Source organism: Nitrospirota bacterium (assembly GCA_016214845.1).
In the GTDB taxonomy this organism is placed as follows: domain Bacteria; phylum Nitrospirota; class Thermodesulfovibrionia; order UBA6902; family UBA6902; genus SURF-23.
This window is the reverse complement of the sequence record JACRMS010000033.1, coordinates 112,398-127,787: the sequence shown is the minus strand read 5'-3', so window position 1 is coordinate 127,787 and position 15,390 is coordinate 112,398. Positions and strand designations below refer to the sequence as shown.

The window sequence follows — 15,390 nt, the reverse complement described above, 5'->3', positions numbered from 1 at the left end:
ATAGTATTTATATCTTTGACTCTATGCCCTCTGCTCTTTGCTCTCTGCTTTTTGCTCTCTGCTTTTTAAAGGTGTCGTATAGAAATTCTTCCGCAGCCTTTCATTTCATCACAGGGTTGCGGATTATAGATCGTAGCTGCCTGCAAGAAAATTCTTGGCGTAGCGTTCCACCGTGGCATCATCGTGCAGGAGGGCGTCAAGCTGTCTTGCAAAAGCGATCAGCCTTCCCGACTGATCGAGCAGGTCCACGATCTCGTCCCGGCTTATGTTTGAAAGCCTCGCGATAATAAGGTCGCCCTTTGTGTTCAGGTTAAAGCCGTATTCTTTCAGGACAATCGATAAGAGGTGTATCCTGCGCGAGCGTTTAACTATGTCGGTCGCGCCCCCGACAAAACGGAAATAGATATGGTTATTTCTCGTGTTTTCGCTGCAGTAACTGTCGACCATGTTGTAGTGATAACCGAATTTAAGGCTCATGTTTACGTATTCCTTTGAAGCAACAGCAACATTGTATCCGACATAATCGCTGGAGTCCGCGGTTATGTCCGGCATTCTCATCATGCTTGAGAGAAAATCATTTACCCTCAGCGCAACCGCTTCGGAATGCCACACGCCCGGATGCATCATCCCTTTAAGAATTGCCTTAAGCGGTATTGAGGTGACCTGGTCAAAAGACGCTTTCTCACTGCCTTCAGGGATATCCAGTCCGCCGCCTATATCTATCGCGATGATCCCCGATGGTATTGATAGGTCCAGTTTCACAGCGGCGTTTTTTTTCAGCATGGAATTTCCGTAGCGCGCCCTGTCCACAAGTTCGGCGACTGATTTCTCATGGATGAACCTCAGGATGTCATGCATGGTCTTGCAGCCCCCAACAGTAAAATTATCCAACAGTGGGTCAATAAGATTAAGCGGCGAGATATATCTCAGGATATACCTTCTCCTGCGGTACTCATAGACGTCCTCCATCTTTTTGAAATCCGCACCGGCACTCTCAAGAAGCTCTCTCACGATGCCGTCATATATCAGCGCGTTCCCCTCGTCATCCGAATATACCGTTATCTCCTGTCCCTGTTTAAGAAACAGGGTGGCGTCGCCTGTTCCCACTATGGTCGGTACTCTGAATTCCCTGCAAAGAGACGCCATATGACTTGTAGGCGTACCGACATCCGTAATAATCGCTGAGGCGAACGGCATGACTTTCACGAAATCGGAGGAGTCATGTTTTGAGACAAGGACGGAGCCCTTTGGGAAATTATTCAGGTCATCCGGATAGGCCGGAATAAAGATCTTTCCCGCGCCGACTCCCCGCTGGACAACGGTGCCTTTGTTGCTCATTAATATTTTATGATTCCCCTCACCCTGACCCTCTCCCGCAAAGGGCGAGGGGATGCCAGCTTTCTGATCTGTTGATGTTTTCTCAGGGATATTCAGCGGTCTTGATTGAAGGACAAATATCTTTCCGTTCTTGTCAATCGCCCACTCGATGTCCTGCGGCTTTCTGAAATGCCTCTCGATCCTCATGGCCTGAACAGCAAGCTCCAGCGCCTGCTCTGTTGTCAGGCAGGGGGTTGTCCTCATGCCCTCAGGGGTCTTCACCTTGCTTGTGCCGCCTTCTTTAATGTTGACGGCCATGAATTCTTTAGAGCCGGTTTTCTCTTCGATGATCTCGGGAATGACTCCTTTTTTCACAAGATAAAGGTCTGCGTCCGCCTGTCCTTCAACGACAGTGGTGCCCAGTCCCCAGTTTGCATTTATTATGAGTGTCCCGCTGTCTCCGGCAGGGTTTGATGAATAAATTACGCCGCTGACCGCCGCATCCACCATTACCACGCAGGCCGCCGCCATTTTGATATTCCTGATGTCGAATCCCATCTGTTTCAAATAAGCCGCAGTCTTTGCCGAGAACAGGCTCGCGGCAACTTTTTTATAAGCCTCCATGACTTCCCGGCTTTCCAAAGGTACATTTAATATTGTCTCGAACTGGCCGGCGAATGAAAATTCGCTGTCCTCCTCGGTAGCGCTGCTCCTCACGGCAAGAAAACACTCCGGCCCGCATCTCGCCTTGAGCTTCCTGACGGCGCTGTAAATGGCGCTGTAAACAGAGGCCGGGATTTCCGCATTTAAGATCGTCTCCCGTATTTCCTTAAGCGCCTGCCCGTTGACTTCATTTTCAGAGAGTGCTCCGATCTTGTGCCTTAACCCGTTGTGCTCGACTAATTCATCAAAGGCATGAGTTGTCACGGCAAAGGCGTCAGGGACATTGAGCTTAAGATAATTTTTCAGTTCGGAGAGGTTTGCGTTTTTCCCGCCGATCTCACCTGACATGTCCCATGTGATATCTTCGTAGAAGGCGGTAATTTCCGTGGTTGCCGAAGTTATATCGAATATCATGCCCTTGGTCCTGTTATCAATGCGGCTGAACACGTCATGGAGCTCAGCGTACTTGCCTGCAGTAAGCGCATCAAAGCTCCGCACGGATTGTGACATTGCAGAATATAAGTCCGAGTAAGAGCTTTTTATGTAATTTATATCAAAGAGGTAATCCCCACCAAGCTTCTCGCCCATGTCCGTGATAAGTTCAAGCGCCCTGTTGTTACTGTCAAGCACTTCCCTGAAACTGTCAAAAGTGTCCTTGAAGGACAGGACGCTGCCCGGCCGCTTTGTGTGAGATTCCAGAATGGATTTCAGGTGTTCGAAAAAGCTTTTCATATTTATAATCTAACCTGTACCAAGATATGCTGAAACAATACGAATCAAGTTCAGCACAAGGTTCAGCATGACAGTCAGAGACATTGTGTCACCCTGAACTTGTTTCAGGGTCTCTTGATTATTGTTTCACCAGCGCGCGCCCTATGGAGGCCTTCAGCTCCTTTATCTTTACCGGCTTGGGAAAGAAGTCATGCACGTCCCCGCGCAAGGCCTCTATCGCAGTGTCAAGATTTGCAAACGCGGTAATCATGATGACCTTTGTTTCCGGATAGAGTTTCTTCACCGTCCTCAGCACTTCCATCCCGTCTATGCCCTTCATCTTGTAATCCGTTACAACTACGTTGAAGCTGGTCTCCTTCAATCTTGCAAGCGCAGGCTCCGCGTTCAAAAAAGTCTCAACCGAATATCCCTCCTGCTCAAGGGACATCTTTGCCATGTCGCAGACGATCTTCTCGTCGTCAATAACCATGATCCTGTGATCAGACATTTATCTCCTCCTGTTTTTTATTGACCGGCAGATCAATCGTAAAAGTGGTGCCGACACCTACCTTGCTTGCCACTCTGATCTCGCCTTTATGATTTTTTATTATTCCGTAACTAACCGAAAGCCCGAGCCCGGTCCCTCCCTCTCCCTTGGTGCTGAAGAACGGGTCAAAAATATGCGGCAGGTATTCAGGCGGGATCCCTTTTCCCGAATCCATGACCGTTATTTCAATGTGGTCTTTGCTGGCCCCGGTCCTTGATGCAATAATAATTTTTCCTCCATTTGGCATTGCCTGCACGGCGTTGGTGATAAGATTTACGAGCACCTGCTGTATTTGATGGCCGTCAATAAAAACACGGGGGAGTCCGTCTTTCAGGTTTAATTTTGTCTCAATATTATAGACGTCAAGCGTATTCTGCATGAGAAGGAGCGTCTTATGTATAACTGTATTGATGTCAGTCTCTTCAAGTTCCGCCTCCTTGGGCTTTGAAAAGTCGAGGAGGTTTTTCACAATATTTTTGACCCGGTCTGTCTCGCCGTCAATCCTGGTCATGAATTCTATTCTTTGCTCCCTGCTCAGCTTGTCATACAGCTCCGCATAAGTCTGTGCGATCATCGAGATATTATTGACCGGGTTCGTCAATTCATGCGCTACTCCAGCGGTGAGGACTCCGAGGGACGCGAGTTTCTTGGACTGGATGATCTGCTCCTCGCGGTGCCTGAGCTCATCGGACATGGAGTTGATGGCTGTAATAACTGAACCCAGTTCATCCCGTGTATTTATGCCTTCGATCGTATCGAACTTTCCCTCTGATATGGTCTTTGCAAGATTTTCAATTTCCCGCAGGGACCTCACGATCTTCTGTGAGAGAAAATGGCTCACCACGATGGCGGACAAAAATATGGCCACAAAGCAGTAGAACAGAATCCTTTTCGATCTTGAAAAGATGTCGTTGACACTCAACCTCTCGATGTGGGCGATGTTCTCTGAGAATTCTTTTAATTTCCTTCCCTCGGTCCGGAGTTTTATTTCCAGCCCGGCGTCCCGGTTATTGCTTTTTCCGATCTCCTCCACGACATCCGAATAATTTTTCAGGTACAGCCTTAGCGTCTGGAGATTTTCTTCACCTACGGCGCGCACCACGTCTTTCTGTGCAAGCTCTATAGTCCGCATGGTCTTGTTTATCTTCGTCCTGATATCGGGGAGCGCCTTTTCGTCTTTGTAAAGGAAAAAATTCTTTTCTGAAAGCCTCATCTCAAGGAACGACGCGTTGAGGTCGTCAGCGATCTCGACAAAACGGAGTTTCGTGAGCACGAGATTGATATTCTGAAGGGCGAATATGCCTATCAGGACGATCAGCACGAGCTTGAATGTATCGGAAAGTATGATCTTGCGTTCAATTCTCATATCAGGATTTTATCACCTGTTGCGGCACGGGGCATCGCGGTATCTCAGACTGCTCCTTTCTCACGGGCAGGTACCACAACGCGCCGTCAACGAGCATTAATATCCCCATTATAACAAGCAGGGAATCGAACATCGTCAGGAAGCTGAATCCAAAATAACGCATGAGTCCAAGCCCGACGCTCATAAAGGTAACGCCTGTCCTTATAAAGGCAAGCCCTGTCCTTGCCCTGGCGTAAATGGTCCGGTAACACGCGGCCACGGTGCGGTGCCCCGCGAGGACGTTTCTCTCACGCGCGAGATGCGTGCGCTCCCTGCTTGCGGGCGATGGATAAAGGATGGTGCAGTAGTCGGCAAGAAAATCTCCGAGACGCGCCAGCATGGTCTTTTTTGTCACTGACTGAAATCCTGCTTGTTCGATGAAGTGATAGTTCTCAAGGAAATTCAGGATTGCCGCGGTCACCTCAACGAGCGTATAGTGTCCGGGAGGCTTCAACCTTGTCCGACGAATTTTAAGATAACCGCGCAGGCCGAAGACTGCGAGCGAAAAACCCGCCGCGATCATGAGCCAGTAAAAATATAAAAGCGATTCGTACTTATGCGTGCGGATAAGGGTGTCGGATATCGCGATAAGGCCGAGCCCCCACCTGAGAAATGCAAGGTCGGTCTTTGCTGCTGCAAGGTCGGTCCTGTAACACGCGAGCCTCGTCCTCCAGTGAGCCATGGTATTGCGCCAGTATGCAAGTCCGGTCCTTTCAGTGCCTATGAGCAGGCCGGGCTTTGCGTGGAGGAAGTCCTGTATGAACCATTGTATGTCCTCGCCGAGTGCCACGCGGATCTCATATCTCTCTGCCTTGATATATTTCCTGACTTCCTCGATCACCACGGGGTCTTCGGGATTATTTGCGGCTATGACAGCGGTGTCTCCTTCTTTGATGATCGGGAACCACTGGCTTATGGAAAGCCGTTCTCCGTCCAGGCCGGACAAAAGTTCAGGAGGAACAGGCAGCCTTTCATCGTATTCGGCGGAAGGGCATTTATAATATTCTGAAAGCGCGTTCAATACTGTTTGGTGCGGAATGCCGTATTCCCTGATGAGGACCTTTTCAAGGTCAATGCTTCTCGCAGCGGCTGTCCTTTCGGCATCAGCGAGCTGCTCTTTTGTTATAACGCCCCAATTCAGAAGTATGTGAAATCTCTTGTCCACAGTTATTTCAGCCGTCGTTATCATTGTTGAAAACCACCTTCCCCCATCCGCGTACAGGCTTGCCGTAGTCCGGGACACTGATCTCCATATCTCCGAAACAGTACGGGAATTGCTGTTTTGTTTTCTCAGCGGGAATATGCCAGTAAAGGCCGTCTGCAATAAATGCTAATCCGGTCAATATCAAGGCGGCATTAAATATCGTCCATGCGATATTAGCAACGCCGAAATAAACCATAAGCCCCATGCCGACCGCGGATATGCTCATCCCTGTCCTGATAAACGCCAGCCCTGTTCTCGACCGCGCCATGACCGTGCGGAGCCTTGCCATAACATTACGCCTGTCAGCGAGCAGCGTCCTTTCAAGCGCGAGGCCCGTTGTCGCCCATATGCCCGGGGCGTGAGCTGCTTTTACAGGCGGGAAATGTTCGTATTGAGAACCGGGTTGATTGATCGCGGGAGGAAAAACAAAATCCCATATGCTCTGATTTGTGCCTGCCTTCTTCACTGATCTAAATCCTTCCATGCCAGCGTGCCTGCCGGGGAAGTACCAGTAAAAACCTTCCATGGCCATTAATGTCCCGATCAAAACGAGGGCCGCGTCAAATATCGTCCAGGGGCCTTCATGGAATTGTCTTAGCAGCGCGATGCCCAGTCCGGTAAATGCAACACCCGTGCGCGTAAATGCAAGCCCCGTGCGCGCCCGCGCCATGAGCGTCCTGAAACAGGCAAGGGTAGTCCTCTCCTCGGCCATGTCAGTCCTGTCGCTTGCAAGAAATCTCCTCCTCATTACCGGGGACAGATTTTCCCATCCCGCGCGCAGTTTGTCCGCATCCTGCACAACGCCGGAGCGTGTGAAGCGCGGATTTTTTTCAGCATCATGCGCTTGAAGCACCGTCGTTCCCCATGTCGGCTCCGTTGAGGAGCAGCCGGTTATATTCTTGCCGGTTTTTCTTGCGGGCAGATACCAGATAATTCCGTCTACCGCAATCACGATTCCCGCAACGAAAAGTATCGCCTCAATTATGTTTAAATACCCCGCGCCGAAGATCCTCAAAAGCACCATTGAAATGGTCATGAAAGATATCCCGGTGCGAAGAAAGGCAAGCCCAGTCCGTCCCTTTGCGAGCGATGTCCTGTGACACGCGTACAGGGAGCGTCTTTCCGCAAGGAACGTCCTGACCTTTGCAAGCGGCGTCCTGCCTGCCGGAGGCGGGAACCCGGGATTTACATCAAAGCTGTGCTCGATGATCCTGATGATGTCAGAGGGGAGGGCGATAATAAATTCAATGTCCTCAACTCTCAGCGTCCTTTTGATGTCTTCAATAATTGCCGGACCATCCGGGGCGTATGCGATGACCTCAGCCTTGTTTTGTCTTACCGAAAGCGGGAACCAGAGCGCGGTCTTAAGCTTTTCCATGTTCAGGCGCATTGTCAGAAAATAAGAAGCTGACACGCTTTCATCGTACTCGGTAAAAGGATAATTGTAATATCCGGCGAGGCAAAACAATATCTCATGCTTCGGGACGCCTCTTTCGATCAATAAGTCCTCAGGGTATTTCCCCGAAGACTTTGATTCCTCTGCGGTCCCGTACAAATCTGCTTCGGACAGGAACCCTCTTTTAATTAACCTATCGAATTTTTCATGTATAAACATTTTTATTATCCGTCAGGGCGGGCTTTTGTAAGATCACTTCTAACGAGGCTGTTTGATTTAAAAATTTAAACCAGACGGTCTTATGTTGGACCAGTCTACGCTCCGACAACCAATACAGGGCAGGGCGCCTGATTGATGACCTTCCCGACGGTGTTGTCGCCGAAAAGCTTTCTGAGCCAGTTGCGTTTCTTCACACCCATTATGATAATGTCGCATCTTTCCTCTTCCGCGACTTCCACGATCTTTTTGTCAGGCGCGCCTTCTTCAAGCCTTGTCTTTATTAACGCGCCTTCGGCCTCAGCGATATCTTTCAATTCAGAAACCGCCCTTTGCCCGCCGCTGTTCAATACGTCTTCAATGTTCTTGACTCCCACAAGATTCAGGTCGCCTTCGTTGGCAGGAATGACCTTGACAACAGTTACCCAGCATTTTTCATCGTGGGCCAGTCTCAGGCCCTTCGTAAGAACATCCTTTGAACCGTTCACTGCTATTAATATTTTTCTGTAACCTTTCATGTAAACCTCTCGGATTGTCATGCTGAACTTGTTTCAGCATCTCCGTTCTTTTTTTTAGATTCCGAAACAAGTTCGGAATGACATCAAATGCGCTTTTACAAAAGGGCACGTCGCGACGTGCCCCTACATTATTTTTTTCACCTCACAACAAGTATGGGGCAAGCCGCGTTGATAATTACCCTCTCAGTGGTGCTTCCCATAATTGCCTTATTGACTCCTCTGTAGCCGTAGCTTCCGATGACTATCAGATCGATTCCCAGCCTCTTTGCGGTCTCAGCTATTTTGTCTGCCGCGTGCCCTTCGTCTATCTCCATTTTCACGGTCACACCCTGGATCGAGGCAAGATAGCTTGCGCCGTCAACTATTTTTTTCGCTTCCTCATGGAGGCTGTTCTTTATTGAATCGCTCTTAAAGAAATCTATCATTTCTTCATAGCGGGGGATAACATAAAGCACGGTGATCTGCGCCCCGTCGATATGGGACAATTCAATGGCGCGGTTGAGCGACATCTTGCTGAACGCCGAGCCGTCAAAAGGGACCAGAATTGATTTGTATTCCCCGGTGCATTTGCTGCACGGTTTTTTTACGATAAGCACATCGGATGGAGAATCCAGGATCACCTGTGATGTCACGCTTCCCATCAAAAGCCTGTTCAGGCCTTTTCTGCCGTAGGTGCCAAGCACAATAAGGTCCGCCTTGTTTTCACTTGCTACATCCACTATGACGTTTGACGGGTCTCCTTCACAGAGCAGGGTCTGCACATCGATACCGAACTCTGTAGTCACCATCTCTTTTGTCTGAACGCAGATCTTTTCCCCGACCTTCAGGCGTTTTTCAGACTGAGCAGGAGCAATGCCGAATTCCTCCGTGTCAAAATAAACGGCATGGGTGAGGATAAGTTTTCCCCCGTGTCTTTTTATCCAGTTGGAGGCCTCGATAAGCGCCGCCCTGCTGTGCAGTGAATCATCATATCCGACTAATATTTTCTGATACATAATTAGTGTGAACCTCCGCCTTTTCTGAATATCAGGCCGACCCCGAATCCTGCCCCAAGCGCGATTACTATAGACAAAAATCCGTATAACGCGCCGCTGTTCTTGGCCATGCTTGAAAGTGTCTTTATAACGCCGACCTGTTCAACCAGCACCTTGGCCTCTGCCTTCTCGACGACCATTTTATCTTTTACCGCGTACACGGTCACAAGGTAGTTGCCGGGAGGGGCCTGATAGGGCCACTCGGTCATGATGTAATAATTCTGTCTGCCGTTTGACATTGTGGTGGATATCTTCCCTGAAGACGCCGCGTACAGTTTTGAAGATTCCTTGAAGCGCACAAATTCATTGAACCATTTATCTTTCTCTTCTCCCTTTGAAACCGGGGTCAACTCAATGTGCTTTTCGAGGGCCGGATAACCGATAACGTATTTGTCCATTTCATCCCTGCTCAAAAGATCTTCAAGCTTTTTTGTGCTGTGAACGGAGTAGAGGTCCGGCGTGTTCTCGAAATTCAATGTGCCGGTATTCATCCACAGGATGCCGGCCATCTTTCCTTTTTGCTTCAATACCTCGTGCCCGTCCGGTGAAGTTATTTTAATGACCAGGTCTACACCGGGATCAGATGTCCCTTTCACACTGACAGTGCTGCCGTGATAAAAGAAATCTATCTTGATATGGTCATGGTTTGCGACAGCCGTCAGCTCCGCCGATGTATTACTGCGTAGAGCAAAGAGCAAAGCGCAAAGCGCAAAGATAATCATCGGGATAATCCGTCTTCTGTGTTCTGACTTCTGCCTTCTGTCTTCTTTCATCTTAGTGTCCTCCTGCCTGTGATATAAGTAATGCCGGTGTTAGTGTAAGTTCAAAGACTATCTTGACCGTTACGGCCAATACGATTACGGCAAGTATTACCTTGAGCTGTTCGCCTTTTAGTTTTCTGCCGAATACTGCTCCAACCTGCGCCCCGACTGTGGAGCCTAACAATAAGAGCACCGCAAGGATGAAATCCACGCTGTGATTTGTATATGCCTGTAAAAATGTGACCTCAATGCAGTTGAACAATATCTGAAAAAGGCTCGTGCCGACAACGACATGCATCGGCATTCTCAGGATGTAGACCATGACCGGCACCATCAGAAAGCCGCCGCCTACTCCCATTATCGCCGCAAGTATCCCGACAAAACCGCCGAAAAAAACCGGGATTAAAAGTGAATGTGTAACGCCTGATTTTTCAAAACGTGTTTGAAGAGGAAGCGACTTCAGGACTCTTGTCATCGCTGATTCTTTTTCAGCCTTCACTTCCACCGTCTTCTTTTTCTTCATGCTGGTCAGGCTCTCGATGAACATGTAAGTGCCGACTATGCCGAGCATGAGCACGTAGGTCATTTTTATTACAAAGTCAGCGTTGCCCATTGCGTGCAGGACCTTGATGCCCTGGACTCCGAGTAGCCCGCCGACAAAGCCTCCCGCAAGAAGGTAAAGCCCCATCTTAAAATCCACGTTGCCGACCTTCCAGTGGGCGTAAGTGCCTGACGTTGACGCCGCCACTATCTGGTTTGAGTCCGTTGCCGCCGCGACAGTTGACGGGATGCCGAACATTATCAAAAGAGGCGTCATCAGGAAGCCGCCTCCGACTCCGAAAAGACCCGACAGCAGGCCTACCGCGAGGCCAAGCCCGACCGGGATCAGGATGTTAATACTTGTTAATGCAACCGGTAAATACAGATACATAAAATTCATGAAACTCTCTCCTTAATGTAGTGTCAGTCTTGAGTGTCAGTGTCAGATGCAATACTGACTCTCATAATTTATGCGGCATAGATCTGCCGCGCCATCGTCACAATCGGCCTTGAGGCCGTCCTGACGAGTTTTTGTAGATCACTTGATGTAATGCTGCCGTTGTCAGTGACGCTCGGACTGAGCAGCACCATGTCAACGGTATTTTTTTCCTTCAGAAAATCTTTGATCGCCGAGATCGCATCGAGCGCTACTGTATAGACCCGCGTTACAATGCCCTCGTTCTGGCATTGCTCAAGAAACTGATTGAGCTTGACTCTGGACACTGCGTCCATCTTGTCCGAGAATATTTTCCGGGCCGTCTCATGTTCGCCGGACTCAGCGAATGTGACAGCGGACATGATGTCCTCAAGCCTTCGCGCCAGGCTTTTCTTGCGGGCCATTAAGATGGTCAGGTCCTCTTTCATTGCCCTGGCAAGATCAACCGCGTAAGAAAGGCCTTCATCAAAATCCTCATTCTCGTAGGTAACGAATAAAAGTTGTTTTCTCATTTCTACCTCCTGAATTTTCAGCAGTAGTAGAGCATGAATGGTGCCACTCGGCATCTCTCCGAAAGTAAAGGGAAATATTTTGAGGTCAAAAAATACGTTTAGAATATGAACAGCATGAAAGTTGTTATTGAGCGAACATAACTGAAGCAATGTTGTGATAGCCTGTTGATTTGAATAGGAAATAGAGAGTGATGACGAGATGATTTGTGCGACGTTCAGAATATGAACAGTGTTAACAGTGGAGATGCAGATGTGATTGTAACAGATAACAAACAAACTCTTATCTCTTCACTCATGACTCTTAACCCTATTTTTTATCTAAATCTTTTGACATCTACTTATTGTTTTGTTAATTTAAGAGCAAATAATATATCGTTTATTATGACCATGAAACTTAAAGGGATTGGAAAGTTTTGCAGGGAGAATAATATTGAGCTGCTTGTGCTGTTTGGCTCAGGGGCCACTGAAACAACACATGCCGGAAGCGATATCGACCTCGCGGTTTTGTTGAAAAGGGGAAGCAGGACATCAAAGCTGAAATTGATTGGCGGGCTTGATGAGCTCTTTAACGGCAAAAATATTGACCTTGTTGTTCTCACGATAGACACAGCCTCTTTGCTTCTGCACGAAATATTTTCTCATGGTAAACCTCTGTATGAGGGCAGAAAAGGGATTTTCATCAACCAGAAATTGCGGGCATGGCATCTTTATCTCGATACCGAAAAGATACGCAGAATGAATGAAAAATATCTGAAGGCTTTTATCAGAAAGGTTTCACATGTCGCCTGATGATTGGCAGGCAGAGTCTGTCTATAAACTCATTATGTCATTCCGGCAGTTCTTAAGCCGGAATCCGGTCTTTAAAACAGGTTCTGGGTGCCCGATTACAAACATCGGGCATGACAAAAATAAAAACAGACAGTGCTATTCTTCCTTCAATATCTTCCACAAGCTTGTGCGTGAGATGCCGAGCACTTCCGCTGCTTTTGAACGGTTGCCGCCGAACATTTTTAAAACCTTCTCCGCGTATTCTTTTACAAGCTCGTCAGCGGTTTTTAATTTATCAGGGTCGAGGGTCTCTATCTGCAGGAGGCGGATACTTTGGGGGATGCTTTCAGGTGTGATCATGGAGGTCTTTTCGAGGATGATGGCGCGTTCAATTATATTTTCAAGCTCCCTGACGTTGCCGGGGAAGCTGTAGTTTATCAGGATATCTATCGCCTCTTTTGAAAAGCCGGTGATCTTTTTGTTGGACTTCGGGAGATGCTTTTGAAGGAAATACGCGCTCAGAGGTTTTATGTCGTCTATGCGCTCGCGTAAAGGCGGAATATCTATCTCCATGACATTCAGCCTGTAGTACAGATCTTCCCTGAACCTGCCGTCGGATATGAGACGTTTCACATCCTGATTCGTAGCTGCAACAAATCTCACATCAACCTTTATGGGTTTTGTACCGCCGACTCTGTAGAACTCGCCTTCTTCAACAACCTTTAATAGTTTTGCCTGAATGCCCGGCGACAGCTCGGCGATCTCGTCAAGGAAAAGTATTCCTGTGTCCGCGATCTCGACAAGCCCCTGTTTTGTCATGACGGCCCCGGTGAACGCGCCCTTTTCATGTCCGAACAATTCGCTGGAAAGCAGCTCCTCATTCAGGGTCGCGCAGTTTATGGAAAGAAAGGGCATGTTCTTCCTGCTGCTGGTTGAATGTATGATCTTGGCAATGAGATTTTTTCCGACGCCGCTCTCTCCCGTGAGGAGCACGCTGCAATCAGAGTCCTTCATCCCTTCAATGACGGACAGGATCTTTTTCATGCTTGCGCTCTTTGCGATGACCGGGACTTCCTTGTTCATTCCAAGAAATGTCTTTAACGCGATGTTCTCTTTCTTCAGCGCCTTCTGTTCGTAAAGCTTTTTGACCCGGAGCGACAGCTCATCAAGGTCGAACGGTTTTGTAATATAATCGTGAGCGCCTTTCTTCATCGCCTCAACTGCGGAGCCGATGCTCCCGAAGCCGGTGATTATTATTACCTCTGTATAGAGGTTCTTCTCTTTTACCTTTTCAAGGAGCTCTATGCCGGTGACGAAAGGCATTTTTATATCAGTGATGAGGACGTCAAAGTATTCACCCTCGATCTTCTGCGAGGCCTCTTTTCCGTCTTTTGCAATAGAGACGGTGTAGCCTTCTTCCTTTAAGGTGTCAAGGATGTTGTTGAGTGTTATCTCCTCATCCTCTGCGACAAGTATTTTAAAGTTCATTAGTTGCCTTTCAAGAACGGGGTTAATTGGTGTCTGTGTATAAATTGCCGCTTCTTATTTTCGTCATACCCGAAGTCCTTAATCGGGTATCCAGAACTTACTGAAAAGACTGGATCCCCGCTCAACAAACTGCGGGAATGACTGTTTAAATGCTGAGGTTATACACAGACACTAATCAACCCCCCACAATATTATTTTTACCCGGCAAGGTTATTGTGAACGTTGTTCCTTTTCCTTCTTCGCTCTCCACGCTTATCTGACCATTATGCTTTTGGACGATATTAAATACAATGGCCAGCCCTAGGCCGGTGCCTTTGTCCTTTGTGGTAAAGAACGGTTCAAATACTTTTTCAATTGTCTCGCGCGGCATACCCTTGCCGGTGTCCGATACTGTTATTTTAACAGTACCGCTATCCAATCCGGTATTCACGGTCAGGCTGCCTTCACCTGACATGGCGTCAATGGCATTGGCGAACAGGTTGATAAAGACCTGCTCCATTTGCTCAGGGTCGACAAGCACGGGTATCTCATCCCGGCCTGAATTCAGCGTGAATTTCACATTCTCATGCCTGACAGAGTTTCCAAGTTGTTTGTATGCGGCGGTGATAAGATTGTTCAATTCCACTTCCCGCATCTGCGGCTCTCTTCCCCTTGCGAATTCAAGGAGGTCGCCGACAATTTTTTTGACCCTCATGGTCTGGCTGAAGATATCGTTCAGCCCGGTTTTAATATACGGCGGACATTCATCACCTGATTTTTTGATCAGCCGCTGCGCGGTAGTGTAAATATTGTTGAGCGGATTGTTGAGCTCGTGCGCCACTCCTGATGCAAGCGTCCCGATGGACGCGAGTTTCTTGGTCTCAATGAGCTGGGCCTGTTTTTCCTGCAAAAGCTCCATGCTTTTCTCAAGTGATTCCTGCGTCAGTTGCAGATGGTCCAGCATTGAGTTAAATGAATTGGCGAGCAGATATGTCTCGTCATGCTCCCTGATGGGGGCCCTCAAGGATATATCTCCATCTGAGATCTTTCTTGTTATCTGTGCGAGCCTTTTGATCGGCGCGACTATGAGGTTGGCGGTCTTATACACGAATAACGGCCCCAGCGTGCAGAGCAGCACGAGGGCCAGGAGCAGGTTGCGCTGGGTCTTGTTGATAAAGGAATTGATCTTCTGCCTCTCGCCGTTTGCGATCCTGTTTGTTATTTCTTCAAGCTTGCCCCCGATGACCTGCAGGTCGTTAACCATTGAATCGCTCTTCTGGTAGATGGAAAAAAGATTTTCAATGGAGTCTGTATACTGGCTGCATTCAATGCAAAAAGGCGTAATGTTCTTTAACTGCGAAAGGGCGCTTTCCAATCTGCTGAATGAGTTTTTATCTCGGAAGAGCATGTAGTTTTTTTCAAGACGCCGCAGGTTAAGAATAAAGTCCGTGGAAAGCTCCCTTGTATGACTCCTCGCGGCCACATAGTTTTCCAGTCTTCTGCCTTCCTCCCTTACCTTTTCAATGACATCCGTTTCCTGCTCGTAATTTCTCAACAAGGCGTATATAAGGCTTGAGTAGGTCTGAATGGAATTGCGTAGCAGCAGGAAATCGTCCTTGCCGATCTCCACAACTATCTCCGAAGATATGCTGTTGACGGAATTGCTGAAGACGTTTAAAGCGTCCTGGCAATACTTATAATACTGTTCGTCCTTGTGAAGGAGAAAATTCTTTTCATTTCTCCTTACCTCAAGCAACTGTTCTTTTAAATTGTCCGCTATCTGGACAAAGCCCTGCCTCTTTTTGACGTTATTCAAATATTCGTAACTCAGCAATCCGCCGAGAATTACAATAAGCGAAGGGATGGCAATGCCTATGATCATCTTATGCCAGATC

13 protein-coding genes are annotated in these 15,390 nt (G+C 48.1%); 1 reads left to right on the top strand and 12 read right to left on the bottom strand.

Annotated elements, in window-relative coordinates; translation table 11 throughout:
- Positions 1–123: 123 nt before the first annotated feature.
- From HZB61_12450 to HZB61_12405, 10 genes are all read right to left on the bottom strand, one after another.
- Positions 124–2,712, bottom strand: coding sequence for a hypothetical protein (locus HZB61_12450; GenBank protein ID MBI5057416.1), 2,589 nt, complete (start codon positions 2,710–2,712; stop codon positions 124–126).
- A gap of 118 nt (positions 2,713–2,830) precedes the next feature.
- Complete coding sequence (locus HZB61_12445; GenBank protein MBI5057415.1) at positions 2,831–3,199, bottom strand: response regulator; 369 nt, start codon at positions 3,197–3,199, stop codon at positions 2,831–2,833.
- Positions 3,192–4,604: a HAMP domain-containing protein gene (locus tag HZB61_12440; protein MBI5057414.1), complete on the bottom strand. Its 1,413-nt coding sequence runs from the start codon at positions 4,602–4,604 to the stop codon at positions 3,192–3,194. Before HZB61_12440 ends, HZB61_12445 begins: the two co-directional genes overlap by 8 nt.
- A 1-nt stretch (position 4,605) precedes the next feature.
- A complete protein-coding gene (locus tag HZB61_12435) occupies positions 4,606–5,832 on the bottom strand; it encodes a type II secretion protein (protein ID MBI5057413.1) in 1,227 nt (408 codons plus the stop codon).
- Positions 5,816–7,462, bottom strand: a complete 1,647-nt coding sequence (locus tag HZB61_12430) for a DUF202 domain-containing protein (protein ID MBI5057412.1) — start codon at positions 7,460–7,462, stop codon at positions 5,816–5,818. Before HZB61_12430 ends, HZB61_12435 begins: the two co-directional genes overlap by 17 nt.
- Before the next feature lie 95 nt (positions 7,463–7,557).
- The gene (locus tag HZB61_12425) at positions 7,558–7,977 is read right to left on the bottom strand and encodes a universal stress protein (protein ID MBI5057411.1); all 420 of its coding nucleotides are present in this window, start codon (positions 7,975–7,977) and stop codon (positions 7,558–7,560) included.
- A 137-nt stretch (positions 7,978–8,114) separates the two neighbouring features.
- On the bottom strand, positions 8,115–8,972 hold the full coding sequence (locus tag HZB61_12420; protein MBI5057410.1) for a universal stress protein: 858 nt from the start codon (positions 8,970–8,972) through the stop codon (positions 8,115–8,117).
- A 2-nt stretch (positions 8,973–8,974) separates the two neighbouring features.
- Positions 8,975–9,784 carry a TIGR02186 family protein gene (locus tag HZB61_12415; protein MBI5057409.1) on the bottom strand — a complete coding sequence of 270 codons (810 nt, stop codon included), beginning with the start codon at positions 9,782–9,784 and terminating at the stop codon, positions 8,975–8,977.
- Between the two features lies 1 nt (position 9,785).
- Positions 9,786–10,712: a sulfite exporter TauE/SafE family protein gene (locus HZB61_12410; GenBank protein ID MBI5057408.1), complete on the bottom strand. Its 927-nt coding sequence runs from the start codon at positions 10,710–10,712 to the stop codon at positions 9,786–9,788.
- 68 nt (positions 10,713–10,780) lie between these two features.
- Positions 10,781–11,260, bottom strand: coding sequence for a hypothetical protein (locus tag HZB61_12405; GenBank protein ID MBI5057407.1), 480 nt, complete (start codon positions 11,258–11,260; stop codon positions 10,781–10,783).
- 381 nt (positions 11,261–11,641) lie between these two features.
- Here HZB61_12405 and HZB61_12400 point away from each other — a divergent pair, with 381 nt between their 5' ends.
- Positions 11,642–12,049 (top strand): nucleotidyltransferase domain-containing protein, encoded by a 408-nt coding sequence (locus HZB61_12400; protein MBI5057406.1) that lies wholly within the window; start codon positions 11,642–11,644, stop codon positions 12,047–12,049.
- Between the two features lie 135 nt (positions 12,050–12,184).
- Here the strand turns inward: HZB61_12400 and HZB61_12395 are convergent, their stop codons facing one another.
- Together HZB61_12395 and HZB61_12390 are read right to left on the bottom strand one after the other, a co-directional pair.
- Positions 12,185–13,516: a sigma-54-dependent Fis family transcriptional regulator gene (locus HZB61_12395; GenBank protein ID MBI5057405.1), complete on the bottom strand. Its 1,332-nt coding sequence runs from the start codon at positions 13,514–13,516 to the stop codon at positions 12,185–12,187.
- Positions 13,517–13,691: 175 nt separating this feature from the next.
- The gene (locus tag HZB61_12390) at positions 13,692–15,377 is read right to left on the bottom strand and encodes a HAMP domain-containing protein (GenBank protein ID MBI5057404.1); all 1,686 of its coding nucleotides are present in this window, start codon (positions 15,375–15,377) and stop codon (positions 13,692–13,694) included.
- Positions 15,378–15,390 lie beyond the last annotated feature (13 nt).

Bases quoted from the DNA above. Each gene is read 5' to 3' on its own strand.
- HZB61_12445 (MBI5057415.1), bottom strand. From the start codon at position 3,199: ATGTCTGATCACAGGATCATGGTTATTGACGACGAGAAGATCGTCTGC.
- HZB61_12420 (MBI5057410.1), bottom strand. From the start codon at position 8,972: ATGTATCAGAAAATATTAGTCGGATATGATGATTCACTGCACAGCAGG.
- HZB61_12410 (MBI5057408.1), bottom strand. From the start codon at position 10,712: ATGAATTTTATGTATCTGTATTTACCGGTTGCATTAACAAGTATTAAC.
- HZB61_12400 (MBI5057406.1), top strand. From the start codon at position 11,642: ATGACCATGAAACTTAAAGGGATTGGAAAGTTTTGCAGGGAGAATAAT.
- HZB61_12435 (MBI5057413.1), bottom strand. From the start codon at position 5,832: ATGATAACGACGGCTGAAATAACTGTGGACAAGAGATTTCACATACTT.
- HZB61_12395 (MBI5057405.1), bottom strand. From the start codon at position 13,516: ATGAACTTTAAAATACTTGTCGCAGAGGATGAGGAGATAACACTCAAC.
- HZB61_12415 (MBI5057409.1), bottom strand. From the start codon at position 9,784: ATGAAAGAAGACAGAAGGCAGAAGTCAGAACACAGAAGACGGATTATC.
- HZB61_12430 (MBI5057412.1), bottom strand. From the start codon at position 7,462: ATGTTTATACATGAAAAATTCGATAGGTTAATTAAAAGAGGGTTCCTG.
- HZB61_12405 (MBI5057407.1), bottom strand. From the start codon at position 11,260: ATGAGAAAACAACTTTTATTCGTTACCTACGAGAATGAGGATTTTGAT.
- HZB61_12450 (MBI5057416.1), bottom strand. From the start codon at position 2,712: ATGAAAAGCTTTTTCGAACACCTGAAATCCATTCTGGAATCTCACACA.
- HZB61_12390 (MBI5057404.1), bottom strand. From the start codon at position 15,377: ATGATCATAGGCATTGCCATCCCTTCGCTTATTGTAATTCTCGGCGGA.
- HZB61_12440 (MBI5057414.1), bottom strand. From the start codon at position 4,604: ATGAGAATTGAACGCAAGATCATACTTTCCGATACATTCAAGCTCGTG.
- HZB61_12425 (MBI5057411.1), bottom strand. From the start codon at position 7,977: ATGAAAGGTTACAGAAAAATATTAATAGCAGTGAACGGTTCAAAGGAT.